14 protein-coding genes are annotated in these 16,233 nt (G+C 58.3%); 8 read left to right on the plus strand and 6 right to left on the minus strand.

Going from position 1 to position 16,233, the window contains the following annotated elements; genetic code table 11:
* Nucleotides 1–93 precede the first annotated feature (93 nt).
* The 6 genes from H7687_RS05090 to H7687_RS05115 all read left to right on the plus strand — a co-directional run bounded on the left by H7687_RS05090 (nt 94) and on the right by H7687_RS05115 (nt 5,535).
* Nucleotides 94–1,089 carry an ABC transporter substrate-binding protein gene (locus H7687_RS05090; protein ID WP_183345755.1) on the plus strand — a complete coding sequence of 332 codons (996 nt, stop codon included), beginning with the start codon at nt 94–96 and terminating at the stop codon, nt 1,087–1,089.
* Nucleotides 1,090–1,260: 171 nt separating this feature from the next.
* The gene (locus tag H7687_RS05095; RefSeq protein WP_183345757.1) at nt 1,261–2,160 is read left to right on the plus strand and encodes an ABC transporter permease; all 900 of its coding nucleotides are present in this window, start codon (nt 1,261–1,263) and stop codon (nt 2,158–2,160) included.
* Nucleotides 2,157–2,954 carry an ABC transporter ATP-binding protein gene (locus H7687_RS05100; protein WP_183345758.1) on the plus strand — a complete coding sequence of 266 codons (798 nt, stop codon included), beginning with the start codon at nt 2,157–2,159 and terminating at the stop codon, nt 2,952–2,954. Before H7687_RS05095 ends, H7687_RS05100 begins: the two co-directional genes overlap by 4 nt.
* Before the next feature lie 307 nt (nt 2,955–3,261).
* Entirely contained in the window at nt 3,262–3,639 is a 378-nt protein-coding gene (hisI, locus tag H7687_RS05105) for a phosphoribosyl-AMP cyclohydrolase (protein WP_183345760.1), read from the plus strand.
* Between the two features lie 178 nt (nt 3,640–3,817).
* On the plus strand, nt 3,818–4,690 hold the full coding sequence (gene hisG, locus H7687_RS05110; RefSeq protein WP_183345762.1) for an ATP phosphoribosyltransferase: 873 nt from the start codon (nt 3,818–3,820) through the stop codon (nt 4,688–4,690).
* Between the two features lie 233 nt (nt 4,691–4,923).
* On the plus strand, nt 4,924–5,535 hold the full coding sequence (locus H7687_RS05115) for a hypothetical protein (RefSeq protein WP_183345764.1): 612 nt from the start codon (nt 4,924–4,926) through the stop codon (nt 5,533–5,535).
* Between the two features lie 351 nt (nt 5,536–5,886).
* Here H7687_RS05115 and H7687_RS05120 read toward each other — a convergent pair whose 3' ends face one another.
* Nucleotides 5,887–8,808 (minus strand): hypothetical protein, encoded by a 2,922-nt coding sequence (locus H7687_RS05120; RefSeq protein WP_183345766.1) that lies wholly within the window; start codon nt 8,806–8,808, stop codon nt 5,887–5,889.
* Between the two features lie 202 nt (nt 8,809–9,010).
* Between H7687_RS05120 and H7687_RS21810 the strand changes: the two genes are divergently transcribed.
* The gene (locus tag H7687_RS21810; RefSeq protein ID WP_198424609.1) at nt 9,011–9,823 is read left to right on the plus strand and encodes a MerR family transcriptional regulator; all 813 of its coding nucleotides are present in this window, start codon (nt 9,011–9,013) and stop codon (nt 9,821–9,823) included.
* Complete coding sequence (locus H7687_RS05130; RefSeq protein WP_246404593.1) at nt 9,766–10,278, plus strand: class I SAM-dependent methyltransferase; 513 nt, start codon at nt 9,766–9,768, stop codon at nt 10,276–10,278. The genes H7687_RS21810 and H7687_RS05130 overlap by 58 nt, the downstream gene beginning before the upstream one ends.
* Nucleotides 10,279–10,626: 348 nt before the next feature.
* Here H7687_RS05130 and H7687_RS05140 read toward each other — a convergent pair whose 3' ends face one another.
* From H7687_RS05140 to H7687_RS05160, 5 genes are all read right to left on the minus strand, one after another.
* Nucleotides 10,627–11,604: a quinone oxidoreductase family protein gene (locus tag H7687_RS05140; RefSeq protein WP_183345770.1), complete on the minus strand. Its 978-nt coding sequence runs from the start codon at nt 11,602–11,604 to the stop codon at nt 10,627–10,629.
* A gap of 23 nt (nt 11,605–11,627) precedes the next feature.
* Nucleotides 11,628–11,789, minus strand: coding sequence for a type II toxin-antitoxin system CcdA family antitoxin (locus H7687_RS05145; RefSeq protein ID WP_183345772.1), 162 nt, complete (start codon nt 11,787–11,789; stop codon nt 11,628–11,630).
* A gap of 184 nt (nt 11,790–11,973) precedes the next feature.
* Nucleotides 11,974–12,165, minus strand: a complete 192-nt coding sequence (locus tag H7687_RS05150) for a hypothetical protein (protein WP_183345774.1) — start codon at nt 12,163–12,165, stop codon at nt 11,974–11,976.
* 52 nt (nt 12,166–12,217) lie between these two features.
* A complete protein-coding gene (pckA, locus tag H7687_RS05155) occupies nt 12,218–13,807 on the minus strand; it encodes a phosphoenolpyruvate carboxykinase (ATP) (protein ID WP_183345776.1) in 1,590 nt (529 codons plus the stop codon).
* Between the two features lie 144 nt (nt 13,808–13,951).
* The gene (locus tag H7687_RS05160) at nt 13,952–15,838 is read right to left on the minus strand and encodes a phosphoenolpyruvate carboxykinase (GTP) (RefSeq protein ID WP_183345778.1); all 1,887 of its coding nucleotides are present in this window, start codon (nt 15,836–15,838) and stop codon (nt 13,952–13,954) included.
* Nucleotides 15,839–16,233: the final 395 nt, after the last annotated feature.

Below are 16,233 nucleotides of genomic sequence, written 5' to 3' on the forward strand. Positions count from 1 at the left end.
ATAGGTCCGACCTTTTCACCGGTCGGCGGCGATAGATTACGGTTTGGCAGTACCAGCAGCAGAAATTCAATTCAATGTAAACCGGAGGTATCTGTGCGCAAGAAGATCGGTATTCTGTTGGCCCTCTCGTTGTCTGTGTTGTCTGCGGCAACCGCTTTTGCAGCGGCTCCCGCCAAGCCGGTGACGATCGGCATCTCCAAGATCGTTTCCCACCCGGCGCTGGATGCGGTTGTGAAGGGCATCCAGGATGAACTGAAGGACTCCAAGATCAACGCAACCTTCGACGTGCAGAACGCCAACGGCGACATCAACACCGCGGCGTCCATCGCCACCAAGTTCCAAAGCCAGAAGGTAGACCTCGCCGTCGGCGTCGCCACTCCGACCGCCCAGGCGCTGGTGAACACCCTGAAAGGGATCCCGATCGTCTTCTCCGCCGTTACCGACCCGGTCAAGGCCGGCTTGGTTCCCTCCCTCGCCAAGGGCGGCAAAAACGTCACCGGCGTTTCCGACATGACCCCGGTGAAGCAGCAGATCGAGATGCTGCTCAAGATCAAGCCGAAGACCAAGCGTATCGGCCACATCTACACCAGCTCCGAGGAGAATGCAGTCGTGCTGGCCGGCATGGTGAAGCAGGTCTGCAAGGAGAAACACCTCGAGTTCGTTGAGACCACCGTTACCAAGTCCGCCGAGGTGAAGCAGGCTGCCCAGACCATCGCCAACCGCGTCGACGCCATCTACATCTCCACCGACAACACCGTCGTCTCTGCCATGAGCGCCGTTGCCGAGGTTGCCGCCAAGGCCAAGATCCCGGTCATGTCCGCCGACCCGAGCTCCTCCGAGACCTACGACGTCCTCGCCGCCTGGGGCTTCGACTACTACAAGATGGGCCGCGCCACCGGCAAGATGATCATCGAGATCCTGAAAGGGAAGAAGCCGGAGCAGATCCCGACCCGCTTCATGACCAAGGCCAGCGACGTCGACCTGCTGATCAACCTCGACGTAGCCAAGAAGCTCGGCCTGACCGTCCCGGCCGACATCGTCAAGTCCGCCAAGACTATCCGTCAGAACGGCAAGCTCACCAAGAAGTAACTAAAAGCAGTAAACCATTGGCCACGGAGAAAATCTGAGCAAATCTGAGAGAACCAAAAAGCAGTAAGGTTCAAAACCCGGATTATGGTTTTGCCTTTCTCCGAAGTTCTCAGATTTTCTCCGTGGCCAATGGTTTTGACTATGGTTTAAGAAGGGTTAAACGGTTCCGCTATGATCGAAGGTATTTTTGTTGAAGGGTTGATCTATGGCATCATGGTCCTGGGCGTGTTCATCTCGTTCAGGATTCTTGATTTTCCGGACCTGACGGTTGACGGGTCCTTCCCCCTGGGGGCCGCACTCATGGTGCAGTGCCTCCTCTCCGGCATGAACGGCTGGGTCGCGCTCCTCGTCGCCTTTGCCGGCGGCGTGCTGGCCGGCGTGGCCACCGCCCTCATCCACAATCACCTGAGGGTGCCCAACCTTCTGGCCGGTATCCTCACCATGACCATGCTCTACTCGGTCAACATCCGCATCCTGGGCAACCGCGCCAACGTCCCCATCCTGGATCAGCCGACCATCCTCAAGCAGGTCACCGAGAAGTTCACCGGCATCATCCCGGACGAGTACATCCTGCTGGTGTTCTTCGTGATCGTCGCCCTGGTGGTCAAGGTGCTGCTCGACCTCTTCTTCCGCACCGACCTCGGCATGACCCTGGGCGCCATGGGCAACAACGAGCAGATGGTCATCTCCCAGGGGGTGAACCCCAAGACCCTGAAGACCATCGGCGTCGGCCTCTCCAACGGCCTGGTCGCCATCTCCGGCGCCTTTGCCGCCCAGTACTTGGGCTTTGCCGACGTGGGCCTGGGGCAGGGGATCATCGTTTCCGGCCTCGCCTCCGTCATGATCGGTGAGTTCCTGATGCTGAAGAGCAACCGGATCGGCGTCCTCACCTTCTGCGCGCTTGCCGGCTCCATCTGCTTCTACGCGGTCATGTACGTCGGGCGCTTCTACGGCTACGTCATCCACATGACTCCGAGCGACCTCAACCTCATCAAGGGCGTGCTGATCATCGTCCTTCTCATCATGACCCAGGCCAAGAAACTGAAGGTCCCGTTTAAGGTGGCAAAATGATCGAACTCAAGAACGTTTCCATCGTCTTCGGTCAGGGGACCGTCAATGAAAACAAGGCCCTGAACAACATCAACCTCAAGGTGAAGGAAGGCGACTTCATCACCATAATCGGCTCAAACGGCGCCGGCAAGTCGACTTTGTTCAACACCATCGCCGGGACCTACCTTCCGAGCGAAGGGCAGATCTTTGCCAACGACAAGAACGTGACCCGCGACCCGGAGTACAAGAGGGCGAAGTACATCGGCAGGATCTTCCAGAACCCGCTGCTCGGCACCGCCGGCAACATGAGCCTGGAAGACAACATGACCATCACCCACAAGAAGGGGATGAAGTGGTTGCGCCGCAGTCTCAACAACAAGACCCGCGAGATCTTCAGGCAGGAACTGGTGCAGCTCAAGATGGGGCTGGAGCACCGCATGAAGGAGAACCTGGTCATGTTCTCCGGCGGGCAGCGCCAGGCGCTCACCCTGCTCATGATGGTTCTCTCCAAGCCGTCGCTGATCCTGTTGGACGAGCACACCGCCGCGCTGGATCCCAAGAACGCCGAGATCGTGCTGGAGCTGACCAACAAGTTCATCAGCGAGTACAAGCTGACGGGGATGATGATCACCCACAACATGACCCATGCCATCGAGTTCGGCAACCGTCTGCTCATGATGGATGGCGGCGAGATCATCTTCGATATCGAAGGCGAAGCCAAGAAGGCCCTCACCGTCGAGAAGCTGATCCAGAAGTTCCACGAACTGCGTCACAAGACCTTCGAGAACGACAGGACCCTCCTGGCCGAAGACTAAGGCGGCAGGAAAGAGAAGAGACACCGGAAGGCCCGGCGGATACGAACCGCCGGGCCTTTTTATTTAAAACCGAAAACAAACCTTGGCCACGGAGAAAATCTGAGGAAATCTGAGAGAACCTGATCAGCTTTAAGGTTGCACCAAAAGCTTTTGTGCTTTCTCCGAAGTCCTCAGATTTTCTCCGTGGCCAATGGTTTCAGGTTTCACGCCTTATCCCGTCTACATAATCATTGACACAACTCGCGCTGGGGGTGTATTAAAAGACACTTTTTTATCACTAAACGCAGTAGAAGGACTGAGAGAAGCCATGATAAAGATCGATTTCGAGAAGATGGGTGGACTGATCCCTGCTGTTATCCAGGATAACGAAAGCGGGGAAGTGTTGATGGTCGCGTTCATGGACGAGAAGACCCTGAACCTGACCCTGGAAACCGGCAAGACCTGGTTCTTCAGCCGCACCAGGAACAAGTACTGGATGAAGGGCGAGGAGTCCGGCAACACCCAGGAAGTGGTCGAGGTGCTGACCGACTGCGATGCCGACACCGTCGTGATCAAGGTGAAGCAGAACGGTCCCGCCGCCTGCCACACCGGCAACAGGAGCTGCTTCTACGTGAAATACGAGAACGGCACCTGGGTCGAGCACTCCAACCCGCTCTTCGATCCCAACACCGTCTATAAAAAATAAAACCCGAACCATTGGCCACGGAGAAAATCTGAGGAAATCTGAGAGAACCCAATGCTTTAAGGTTTAACCCAAAAGCCTTTTGCCTTTCTCCGAAGTTCTCAGATTTTCTCCGTGGCCAATGGTTTTTGTTTTTGATTTTACTTTTATCTCTATCTAATTGTCTTTACAGGGGGGAATCATGGAAAAGTTGAAGCTCGGCATCCCGAAGGGAAGCCTTGAAAACGCCACCGTCGACCTGTTCAAGAAAGCCGGCTGGCAGATATCGATCTCGTCACGCAGCTACTTCCCCGGTATCGACGACGATGAGATAAAGTGCTCCCTGATCCGCCCGCAGGAGATGGGCAAGTACGTGGAGCGCGGCACCATCGACGTCGGCATCGCCGGCCGCGACTGGATCCGCGAGAACGAGTCCGACGTCATCGAAGTCTGCGAGATGGTCTATTCCAAGGTATCCCGCCGCCCCGCCCGCTGGGTGCTGGTGGTGAACGGCAACTCCAAGATCCAGGGCCCCGAAGACCTGCATGGCGCCACCATCTCCACCGAACTCGTCGGTTTCACCAAGCGCTACTTCGCCGAAAGAAACATCCCCGTCAACGTCGAGTTCTCCTGGGGCGCCACCGAGGCAAAGGTAGTCGAGGGCCTCTGCGACGCCATCGTCGAAGTAACCGAGACCGGTTCCACCATCAAGGCCAACGGCCTCAGGATCGTCACCGAATTGATGGAATCCGTCCCGGTCATGGTGGTCAACAAGGCCGCCTGGGAAGATCCGTGGAAGCGCGCCAAGATCGAGCAGATCGCGACCCTGCTGCAGTCCTCGCTGCGTGCAGAGGGGATGGTCGGTCTCAAGATGAACGCGCCGAAAGAGAAGGTTGCCGAGATCACCGCCGTCATCCCCAGTCTCAAAAGCCCGACCGTCGCCAACCACTACAACTCCGACTGGGTCTCCATCGAGAGCATAATGCCCGAACAAGAAGTCCGCCGCATCGTCCCCGAGCTCATCAAACTCGGCGCCGAAGGCATCGTCGAGTACTCGCTGAACAAGATAATCTAGAGCTCCTTGACCAGCACACCTGCTTCGGGGTGCCGGTTTGAATCCTCACGCTTCGATTATTAAAAAGGCCCTTGGTGTTTGCCAAGGGCCTTTTGCTTACCCGGTCCGGGAAAAAGTTCTTGCAGCTTGTTACGCTTATTAGAGCCGAAGCACCGACTGGGGCGCTTGCCAAAGTTATCGGTGGTGATATGCTGCTGGCTTGGAGGTTTCTAATCTAGTGCGGAGGTTATGCCATGCCCTTCAGCAACGTACCACATGCGGACATGATCGGTAAGTCAGCGGTAATTGCGCAGGCCTTAACTCCTGAGTTGCACGCGTACTTGGTATCCCTGTTCCCCACCCCGGCGAGCATTACCGAGCTCTATCTGAAATACGAGACAAGCTTCGCTGCATCACTCAAAGGAGATCCTGAAAAGGTCAAGGCGTGCGAGGCGGACAGGGAGGCACTTGATCAAGCGATCGGCTTGTTATTTGGGCTTGGTAAAGCGGCCCATCGCAAAGATCCCACCATTCTCGGCCAGCTTGGCTTTGGTACAGCTAAGAAGCCGGCAGGTACGGGAAAGCCAGTAGGAAAACCCGTGGGGTTCCATCTTAGTTTCGGCAACGATGGTAAGCCGTGGGTCGCATTAACAAGGATCAGCAGTGCAAAAGGATATGAAGTGTGGACCTGTAATGGTGACCCTGGCAACGAACAAAATTGGAAATTCCTGGTCTGGTCGACTACCTGTAAGAAAATATTGCTAAGCGGGATAAACCGGTCGGTGCCCAACTTCCTCAGGGTCAGGGGCAAGCGTGGTGATATCGTAGGTCCTTGGTCTAACTGGATAGCGCTGGATCCTGTCTAATGTTTATCGCCCCCTTCGCGTTCGTGAGGGGGGCGAAGCTTCCCTCACATCATACCCCTTCTGAAGCACCGAGTTCCTCTGTTAGAACTTCACCTCTTGGCCTTAGTAGTCAGACTCCCCGCGGAAAGTTGCCACTTCATGCTGCTAAAACCTCACTTGGAAACTTGAAGTGCATCTTTTCATCGTGGAATGGTCACTTCAAGACCCGAAGTGTCGATTTCAGGCGCAGAAATGTTACTTTGTGGGCTGAAGTGCCGACTTCCAGGGCGAAATGATCATCTCCGGGGGGAGGTGCCTGATCTTCACTTTGCAGTCGATCGCGCCGGCATACTTACGGAGCAGGCAGATAGATTAGTTCTCATTTTGCAGGCCGACGACGTCTTCTCCCGCCAGCATACGTCGCAGAGGATCGAGGAGAGCTTCATCTGGAATTTTTTGGTAATTGTCCATGCTAATTATCTCCTCCCACTTCATAAGATGGCTCACTTCATGGGTGATGTTTTTCACTCGCATCGAGGAGGTCTCTTCGGAGTACTCCATGTAGTACCAGGTGCTGGGAACATCGGTGCATATGAACGTGCTCAAGCTGAACTGGTTGCTAAACTCGTTGGTCTCCAAGTTATAAAAAACCCCACGTCCCGTCTTGTAGGTCATAAGTACAGTTCCGGTTTCCGGACAGATTCCGCGTACCGAATGCCCGTAGGACATCCCCAGGCAGATGGAGTGGGTGTAATCCTGGATCAGGTCCCACTTGTAGTCGCAAGCTTTTAGCCTTGGGCCGTGGACCAAGTAGATAAGCCGGTTGCGCTGATCTATGCCGAACACGTGCCAGGGCAAATGGAATTTCGGGGCCATCCTCAGGTTACGGCTGGTTAGCCACATGGCCGTCTTGGTACCGACTGCGAAATGGTCGGGGGCGGAAGACGCCCGTGTGATTCCCTGTATCTCCTCCATGCGAAGGTTGCACTCCGGACCACTGTTTCTGCCCAGGCCAAGGGTCATCCTGCCTAGGCACAGGATCTTCTCCTTGACCGGGTCCTTCAATACATAGAAGTATTCGGTCTCCTTGCAGGAGGAAAGAAAGGCTCGGGCGACTTGAGTGTATTCCGGGAGGCACAGGGGCTGGGTGAAGTCGATGAGCGCGGTGAACCTGCTTTCTCTACCTTTCATGATGGCGCGCCAGTACCTGTTGGTGCCACGTTCGTGAAACAAAAAGAGGTGCTGGTCGGCAATGTCGTCGATGAGTCCCAACCCCGAGAAGTTTTCGCTTTGAAGCCGCCATGCTGTCATCTCTACGAAATCGATCAGGATGACGGATGTCTCACTTTCACCCAGAAAAACATGACGGTCGGTGGAGCCGACACGTTGCAGCCCTGGATGTTCTCTGGCCACATCAACTTCCATGTCAGGAGAGTACACCAGGGGCACCGGTTCGACTTCGATCCGCATCAAGGCGTCCACCTCAGCGTCGACTGCGGCAAGGGATGACGGCTCAGTGACCATTTCTCTCAGCGAGCTCGCCCGCGCCGTTTGGCCTGTCATCCGCGCTTGTCGGTACTCCTCCAAAAGGACCTCTGTGTCCTTGCTCGGTTTCAGTTGCTCCAGCAGATCATCTATGGCTGCTGCATATGCGGCACGGCTCTCTCCGGGGAGGATGTCGATGGCTGCGCGGGCGGCGTTGCAGTGGGCGAGGCTTTCTTGATAGCTGAGGGCACCGCCTCGAACGTCCGTTAGCAGCCTGTCCGCCTCAACGGTTGCCGCAGCCTGCTGTGCTGCGACTACGCGATGATACATCGAGTTGAAGCAGGGGACGGCGCGGAACACAGGCCTCACTTTCTGCAACATCGGCAGAGCCTCGCGGTCGCGCCCCGCATCAAAAAGTTTTTTCGCTTCGATGTAGGTAATCCATGCCTCCTGGGCATCATGGCGTGAGATCCTTTCCAGTTGCTTGTTGCGGTAGAGCACCTCGAACAGCGGCGACAGCGCTATGGCGTCGTGGTATTCCCGGACTGCGTCCTCTTGGCGCGACAGCCACATTACCTCGTCGTAGCACTCCGGCCACCTTTCATCCCGCAGCGCCTGCCTCAAGGTCCGTAGCCGTTGCTCGATGAACTCGTGCCTCTCCTTCTCCTTCTCAACCTGTAACAGAGTGTTGATCCTCGCACGGCTACGCTTATCACGCTCAAGCAGCCTTCCCAGCAGTCTCTGTCTCTCTTTCCCGTTGCTGCTGCTCTCAAACGCCTGCCACAGCGTGATCAGCTCACCCTGCTCCTTCATGGCTTCAACGAGGGCGATAATCCTCCGTGCCTTGGGGAGGTTTTTGGCCTCTTCCAGGGCCTGGCGTGATAAGGTCACGGCTTGGTCCCATTCTCCTTGTGAAAAAGCGGACTCGGCCTGCTGAAGTACCGGCTCTGCCTTGCGGGCCAGCAGCTGTTCGACTTCCCTCCGGAGTTCGTCGAACTCCGCTATCAGTCCGTCCTTTGTCTCGGCTAACCTGAGAAGTTCCCGAGCGAATCGGGCATTACCATCCCTCAGCGCCAAACGCGCGTAAGCGACCAGGGCCTCCTTTCCCAGCTCGGAGGGATGTAGAGAGTCAAAAACAGCGCCGGCTTCAGCCGGCATGGCATTGCTGTGGTAGGCAAGGGCAAGCAGTTCACGGAGCCGTTTGTCTTTCAGCACATGGGGCGGCTGCGCAAGCAACGTATCGATGGCGGTCTGGTAGGCGCCGACATGCTGATGCAGCAACATGATGGCGCTGCACAGTGCCGTTACGTCATCGGGGTTGATGGCACGAATCCCAGCAACTTCCTGCTCCGCAGTGATGTAGTCATACTCTTCTAGACACTGTTGAGCGCGCCTCAATGAATCCCTTGGTGAGAGCGCCGATCCTGCCGGCATCTTCTGCCTCCGTTTCTCCGTAGCGGGCTTTCTACTGACTTCCTCCCCCGGAACGGAAACGTTTTCGAGGGCAGGTGCCGACAGTGCACCTAGGTCGGCATGGCATGCGTCCACCGAAGGGAGGAACAGGTGCTTGATAAGTACGACATTCGGAGAACACGGGTGCGGAACAAGCTGAAACGCTTCTCCATAATGCTCAAGAAGGAGGTTTTGTAACTGGCTCTTGAGCCGATAGCCTTCTTTCTTTTCAGGGTCGGGTAGGCAAAGCCGGGTTGGATTTACTTTCTTTATGGCAGAGATGATCCGTTCAGAGGACGGGATGACTGCTGAACGCAAGAGCAGTTCAGCATTTGCTACATCCAGTTGCCACTCCATATCTGCACCACCTTTGTAGGATGAAGGTCACTGCTAGAAAAGTGTACTTGCATTGTTAGCATTTTCAAATCATCTGCAAGGCCGACTTGAGGTGGGATGGAAGCTGGTTTATCGCTGAGGCAGTTACGGGGGGGTGTGCGAAAATCATCCTGCCGAAAATATGCTTGACCCGACTACGGCTTCACGGTTTAGATTGCTTCCTATGAAAACGTACCGCATCACCGAAATCGGGCGCCGTTTCGGCCTTTCGCGCTCGGCGCTCATTTACTACGATCAGATCGGACTGTTGCGCCCGAGCGGCCGGACCCAGGCGGACTACCGGCTGTACACTGACAAGGATCTGGCCAGGCTGGAACGGATCTGCTTCTTCCGGGAAGCGGGCTTGAGCCTGTCGGAAATCGCGTGTGTGCTGGAGAAATCCGATGATGGTTCCGTCCTGGAGAGACGCCTGCGCGAAATCGACCGGGAGATCGCCGCACTCCGGTCGCAGCAGCGACTGATCGCCGGCGTGCTCAGCAAGGCGGCGGCTGGGCTCGATGCCTCGGGGCTGGACAAGGAGTTGTGGCTGAGCCTGCAGAAGGTCTGCGGTCTCGATGAAGCGGCGCTCAAGCGGTGGCACATGGAGTTCGAAAAGAGGGCGCCGGGCGCCCACCACGATTTTCTGCTGAGCCTGGGACTCGGGGAAAAGGAAGTCATTCAGGTCAGGATGCTGACCAAAAGCGTGGAGGACAACAGCATGAAAATGGAATATTTCTTCGAGCTCTTCAACGATCTGCCGCGGCAAGGACCCGGGTGCAGTGAGGCAACCCTCAGGGCACTTGAACTGCTGCAGGGGCTCCCCTCAAAGCCAAGCGTGCTGGACATCGGCTGTGGATGCGGGATGCAGACGCAGATCCTCGCCCGGGAACGAAGACGAAGATCCTGGCGATCGACAACCATCGCCCCTTTCTCGATCGCTTGGACTGCGCCGCCGCTGCAAATGGGCTTGCTATCGAAACCCGCGAGCTGTCCATGATCGAGATGCAGTTCGAAAAGGAGAGCTTCGATCTGCTCTGGGCGGAGGGATCGATTTTCATCATCGGACTTTCCCGGGGGCTCAAGGACTTCTGGGGCTACCTCAGGCCGGGCGGCTATCTGGCCTTCACCGAACTGTGCTGGTTCGTGGATGATCCTCCGGCGGAGGCGAGAGAGTTCTTTGACAACGTCTACCCGGACATCAAACCGGCGGACGAAGTGCGACGGATGGCGGTCGCAGCAGGATATAGGGTGATCGACAGCTTTAACCTCCCCGACAGCGCATGGTGGGACGATTATTACACGCCGATGCTCGCGCGCATGCATGAACTGAAGGTCAAGAATGCCGGTGTCGCCGAGGCCGAAGCGGTGTACGGGCACTGCGAGACCGAGATCGAGATGTTCCGGCGGTATTCGAAAAGCTACGGCTACACCTTCTTCGTGTTGCAAAAGTGAGCAAGGGCAAGGTGACACGCTTCTGCGGAGCCTCTCCAGAGAGGGCGAATGGCGGTGTGAGCCCAATGAACCCTCCAGTCTCGCCAAGGATGGCAGGGAGGAGAGGGCACTATTGTTGCGTACGGGTGGACTATGTTCTCCTTTCGTGCGCCTTCTTCCCGTGCACCCGCTCGTAGGCGCGGCAGAAGGGGCAGACGTCTTCTTCGATGCGGGTGACGAAATCGTACACCAGGCCCTTCTGGTGATAACGGGCATGAAGGCACACGGGACAAAGTTCGCATACCTTTGCCATGGCTTTTTCTATTGCTGTCGGGACTTCGGTTGCAGGCATCTTCATGGGGTCCTTTTTCAGTCGGGGATAAGGATGGTGGAGCCGGTGGTCTGACGCGCCTCTAATTCACGGTGTGCCTGGGCGGCGTCCTTTAGCGGGAAGCTCCGGTTGACTTCTATCTTCACCTTGCCGGACGTTATCATATCGAATAGTTCGGCTGATGCCTCTTCCAATTCGGAGCGCTTGGCGATGTAGGTGGCCAGGCCGGTACGGGTCAGGTACAGGGAACCCAGTTGGGACAGGAGCAGGAGGTCGACCGGAGGGACCGGACCGGAAGCGTTGCCGAAGCTCACCATCAGGCCGCGGGGACGCAGGCATTTGAGTGAGGTCTCGAAGGTGTCCTTGCCCACGGAATCGTAGACCACCGCAGCGCCTTCTCCGCCCGTGATCTCCTTCACCCTCTCCAGGATGTTTTCGGTGCGGTAGTTGATGCAGTAGTCGGCGCCGTGTTGCCGTGCCAGCTCGCACTTTTCTGCTGAGCCGGCCGTGCCTATCACCTTCGCGCCCAGCGCACGCAGCCATTGGCACGCGATGGTGCCGACGCCTCCGGCAGCGGCATGGAACACCACGGTCTCTCCGGCCTGCACCCGGTAGGTCCGCCTCACCAGGTACTGTACGGTCAGTCCCTTGAGCATCATCCCGGCGGCCTGCTCGAAAGAGACGGCGTCGGGGAGCAGGCAGAGCCGGTCGGCCTTGATGACGCGCGATTCGCAGTAGCCGCCGCCGGACGTCCCCGCGTAGGCGACGCGGTCGCCGGGCTGAAACAGCGTCACCCCCTCGCCGACGGCCTCGACCACGCCGGCTCCTTCGTTGCCGGCGATCGCCGGCAGCGGCATCTTGTACAGTCCGCTGCGCTGGTACACGTCGACGAAGTTCACGCCGACCGCCTTGTGCCGGATGCGCACCTCCCCCGGTCCCGGTTCCGGCACTTCGACATCCATCCATTTCAGCACTTCCGGCCCGCCAAATTGTTCAAAGCAGATTGCTTTAGACATGGTGCACTCCTATAACCAACACGTCAGAACCGTCTCCGGCCGTCACTAATGGTTCCCTGGGTGTCTACGCGGCGATTGTAATCAACAATTGCCTCTTTGTTTTCCTCGTTCCAATGCAGGTAATAGTCCTCTCTGACAGTAATCAACTTTTGGGGAGCATCGGGGCCAAACAGATATACTTGCATGCGGATGCCTCCTGCGATTTGCGATCCGTATAACATACCCCATTCGTGTCATTCTTGAAAGTTTCAACAAGAAAGGCCGCCCTTCATTTGGACGGCCTCTCTTCCTCTTTATGCTTGCTGCCACGGAGGCAGCCGGAGTCGGCGAAAGCTTCGCGGTTCTGCCAACTGCCCCCGCGACAATGCGTTACGAAATAATCTCGCAGTCGTCTTCGGGCCAGCTGTCCAGGCTACCGTCGGGAAGTTCCACCTGCACGGTGTCCCCCTCGATGGTGCAGCCGTAGCTCAAGCCGATCTCGCCGGTCTTGGTGTTCTTCACCTGAACCCGCTGCTCCCTCCTCTCGGTCGTGTCACATATCTCTGAATGTACCCTTTTCATGGTAACCTCCTGAGCTCTGCGTTAATGATAGCAGCACCGTTGCACAGCGCAACTAAAGAACTGAAGCGATTTCCGGGGACGCGGTATCCTTGAACTGCTCGAAGTTCTTGCGGAACATCTCGACGAGCTTTTGCGCCGCCGCGTCGTAGGCGGCCTTGTCGCTCCAGGCGTTTCTCGCGTTCAGGATCTCCGCCGGGACCCCGGGACAGTTGGTGGGGATGTCCAGGCCGAAGACCGGATCCTTGGCGAAGCTTCCCGCGCTCAGCGTCCCGTCCAGCGCCGCGTTGACCAGGGCGCGCGAGTAGGCGATCTTCATCCTGGCCCCGACGCCCGGCCCGCCGCCGCTCCAGCCGGTGTTCACCAGCCAGCAGTCGACCTTGTTGGAGCCGATCTTCTTGCCCAGGAGGTCGGCGTACAAGGACGGCCTGAGCGCCATGAAGGGCGCGCCGAAGCAGGTGGAGAAGGTGGCCTGCGGCTCCGTCACGCCGGCCTCGGTCCCGGCCACCTTGGCGGTGTATCCGGACAGGAAGTGGTACATTGCCTGCTCGGCGGTCAGTCGCGCGATCGGCGGCAGGACGCCGAAGGCGTCGCAGGTGAGCATGATCACGTTGCTCGGGTGTCCCCCGGTCCCGCCGGGTATGATGCTCGGGATGTGGGTGATGGGGTAGCTGGCACGGGTATTCTCGGTGAACGATGCGTCGTCGAGATCGACGCGACGCGAGATGGTGTCGATGGCGACGTTCTCGAGGATGGTGCCGAACCTTCTGGTGCACTGGTAGATCTCCGGCTCGCTTTCGCTGGAGAGGTTGATCACCTTGGCGTAGCACCCTCCCTCGAAGTTGAAGACGCCGTCCTCGTCCCAGCCGTGCTCGTCGTCGCCGATCAGGAGGCGGTTGGGCGCCGCGGAGAGCGTGGTCTTGCCGGTGCCGGACAGGCCGAAGAAGATGGCCACGTCCCCCTTGGGACCGGTGTTGGCCGAGCAGTGCATCGACATCACGTTCTTTTGCGGCAGGAGGTAGTTGAGCACGGTGAAGATCGATTTCTTGATCTCGCCGGCGTAGCTGGTGCCGCCGATGATCACCATCTTCCTGGCGAAGTTGATGATGATGAATGCTTCCGAGTTGGTGCCGTCGACGCTGGGCTGGGCATGGAAGGCGGGAAGGTCGATGACGGTGAACTCGGTCTTGTGGGTGAGCAGTTCCTCCTGTGTCGCGCGCAGGAACATGTTGCGGGCGAACAGCGAATGCCAGGCGCGTTCGGTGATGATGCGCACCGGGATGCGGTGGTCCGGGCTTGCCCCGGCGAAGCAGTCCTGAACGAACAGGTCGCGTCCCTGCATGTAGTTGCACATCTTCCGGTACAGCGCGTCGAACTTCTCCGGCGGGAAGGGGCGGTTCACCTTCCCCCAGTTGATGTGGGCGCTCGAGGAAGGCTCGTCGACGATGAACTTGTCGTTGGCCGCGCGCCCGGTGTAGTGCCCGGTCTTTACGGCAAGTGCGCCCAGGTGCGAGATGAGCCCCTCGCCGCGGCGCACCACCTGCTCGTACAGGACGGAGGTGGGGGAGGTCCAGTAGATCAGGTTCGCGTTGTGAATGCCATGCTGCTCGAGTCCATTGCCCCGGGTGATATCGTTTAATCTCACTGCTCCCTCCCTCTCTCATTGGATCTGCGCCAAGCTAAAAAGATATCAGGGGCAGGTAGCTTTGCAACCGGCGCGGCCAAGCAAAAGGGCCCCGATCATTAAGACCGGGGCCCTTCTTTGTTTCATTGGTACTTCAGCGACTTGTTAGTCGTTGAACCCTTCCGCGGAGGCCGGGTTGTACTGCTCCCAGTGCTCCGGCGAACGCCACAGGCCGGAAAGGATCATCTCACGGATGTGGAGGAACTCTTTCGGGAGACGGTCGTACATCTTCACGAACAGCTCCTCGTGGGAGAGGATCTCTTCCTTCCAGACGTCGCGGTCGATGGACATGAGCTCCTGGTACTGGTCGCGGGAGACGTTGTTCAGGCCGGTCCAGTCGATGTCCTCGTAGCGCGGCATCCACCCCAGCGGGCTCTCCACGGAGGCGCCGCGGCCGTTGGCGCGGTCGGCGATCCACTTGAGAATGCGCATGTTCTCGCCGAAGCCCGGCCAGAGGAACTTGCCGTTGGCGTCTTTACGGAACCAGTTGACGGAGAAGATGCGCGGCGGGTTCGGCGTGGTGCGCCCGACCTGCAGCCAGTGGTTGAAGTAGTCGGCGACGTGGTAGCCGGTGAACGGCAGCATCGCGAACGGGTCGCGACGGACGTTGCCGATGGCGCCCACTGCGGCTGCGGTGGTCTCGCTACCCATGGTGGCGGCGAGGTACACGCCGTAGCTCCAGTTGAAGGACTGGTACACCAGCGGGATCACGTTGTTGCGGCGGCCGCCGAACACGAAGGCCTTCATGGGCACGCCCTTCGGGTCTTCCCACGCCGGGTCGATGGAGGGGCACTGGGAAGCCGGGGAGGTGAAGCGGGAGTTCGGGTGCGCGGCGTTCCTTCCGCAGCCCGGGGTCCACTCGTTGCCCTGCCAGTCGGTCAGCTTGGCCGGCAGCTCGTCGGTCATCCCTTCCCACCAGACGTCGCCGTCCGGGGTGAGCGCCACGTTGGTGAAGATGGTGTTCTTGGCGCAGGAGTGCATCGCGTTCGGGTTGGACTTGAACGAGGTGCCCGGGGCCACGCCGAAGAAGCCCGCTTCCGGGTTGATGGCGTAGAGCTGGCCGTCGGGGCCGGGCTTGATCCAGGCGATGTCGTCGCCCACGGTGGAGATCTTGTAGCCGCTCTTGGCGAAGTGGTCGGGCGGGACCAGCATGGAGAGGTTGGTCTTGCCGCAGGCGCTCGGGAAGGCGGCGCCCAGGTACGTCTTCTCGCCTTCCGGGGTCTCGATGCCGAGGATCAGCATGTGCTCGGCCAGCCACCCCTCGTCCTTGGCGATCTTGGATGCGATCCTGAGCGCCAGGCACTTCTTGCCCAGGAGGGCGTTGCCGCCGTAGCCGGAGCCGAAGGACCAGATGGAGCGCTCCTCGGGGAAGTGAACGATGTACTTCTCCTTGTTGCACGGCCAGGACACGTCCTTCTGGCCCGGGGCCAGCGGTGCGCCGACCGAGTGCAGGCAGGGGACGAACTCGCCGTTCTCGCCCAGGATGTCGACGACCTTCTTGCCCATGCGGGTCATGATCTTCATGTTGACCGCGACGTAGGGGGAGTCGGAGATCTCGACGCCGATCTTGGCGATGTTGGAACCCAAGGGACCCATGGAGAAGGGGATGACGTACATGGTGCGCCCCTTCATGCAGCCGGTGAAGAGGCCGGTCAGGGTCTTCTTCATCTCCTTGGGGTGCACCCAGTTGTTGGTCGGGCCGGCGTCCTGCTTGGCGATGGAGCAGATGAAGGTGCGGTCCTCGACGCGGGCGACGTCGCCGGGATCGGACCAGGCCAGGTAGCTGTTGGGGCGCTTCTCAGGGTTGAGCTTCTGGAAGGTGCCGCCTTTGACCAGCAGTTCGCACAGGCTGTCGTACTCCTGCTCGCTGCCGTCGCACCAGTGGATCTGGTCCGGCTGGCACATCTCGGCCACTTCCTTGACCCAGGCCAGCAGCTGCTTGTTCTTTACTTCGTAATTCATGGATATTCCCTCCTTTGGGCTTTGCTTCATCGCATTCTTAGAAGAGACCAAACCCTCCGCGGTGCTGCTAATCTCACAGGTTTCCATAGTTGTCCTCTCTGCCGTGATGGCGGTGGACCGGAACAGGACCGAGAAAGACCCATGCTGGGCGCTCGATGCGGCTCCGGCCTACGGTTGATGTTTCGTTAGCGTCGGTTAGATGGGTTTATGTTGCCGTGCCTTTGTGATTTTTGGACGTCGTACGCGGGGTGCTGGGAAGTGAGGCCCTCGCCCTGACTGACGATACGCTCTGTGAGATCGTGGCGTGTGCTCTATGAAAGACAGTCACCAACTGATGTCATCGAACGACTCTCTGCTCTCCTCTTTGAGCCAGAATTTTAATTATTGTAAAATAACATATGCGCTTTTAAAAGCAAGAGCAAAAG

Source organism: Geomonas paludis, from assembly GCF_014193585.1.
GTDB classification, from domain to species: domain Bacteria; phylum Desulfobacterota; class Desulfuromonadia; order Geobacterales; family Geobacteraceae; genus Geomonas; species Geomonas paludis.

Bases quoted from the DNA above. Each gene is read 5' to 3' on its own strand.
- H7687_RS05145 (WP_183345772.1), bottom strand. From the start codon at position 11,789: ATGCAAGTATATCTGTTTGGCCCCGATGCTCCCCAAAAGTTGATTACT.
- H7687_RS05140 (WP_183345770.1), bottom strand. From the start codon at position 11,604: ATGTCTAAAGCAATCTGCTTTGAACAATTTGGCGGGCCGGAAGTGCTG.
- H7687_RS05115 (WP_183345764.1), top strand. From the start codon at position 4,924: ATGCCCTTCAGCAACGTACCACATGCGGACATGATCGGTAAGTCAGCG.
- H7687_RS05150 (WP_183345774.1), bottom strand. From the start codon at position 12,165: ATGAAAAGGGTACATTCAGAGATATGTGACACGACCGAGAGGAGGGAG.
- hisG (WP_183345762.1), top strand. From the start codon at position 3,818: ATGGAAAAGTTGAAGCTCGGCATCCCGAAGGGAAGCCTTGAAAACGCC.
- hisI (WP_183345760.1), top strand. From the start codon at position 3,262: ATGATAAAGATCGATTTCGAGAAGATGGGTGGACTGATCCCTGCTGTT.
- H7687_RS05120 (WP_183345766.1), bottom strand. From the start codon at position 8,808: ATGGAGTGGCAACTGGATGTAGCAAATGCTGAACTGCTCTTGCGTTCA.
- H7687_RS21810 (WP_198424609.1), top strand. From the start codon at position 9,011: ATGAAAACGTACCGCATCACCGAAATCGGGCGCCGTTTCGGCCTTTCG.
- H7687_RS05160 (WP_183345778.1), bottom strand. From the start codon at position 15,838: ATGAAGCAAAGCCCAAAGGAGGGAATATCCATGAATTACGAAGTAAAG.
- H7687_RS05095 (WP_183345757.1), top strand. From the start codon at position 1,261: ATGATCGAAGGTATTTTTGTTGAAGGGTTGATCTATGGCATCATGGTC.
- H7687_RS05100 (WP_183345758.1), top strand. From the start codon at position 2,157: ATGATCGAACTCAAGAACGTTTCCATCGTCTTCGGTCAGGGGACCGTC.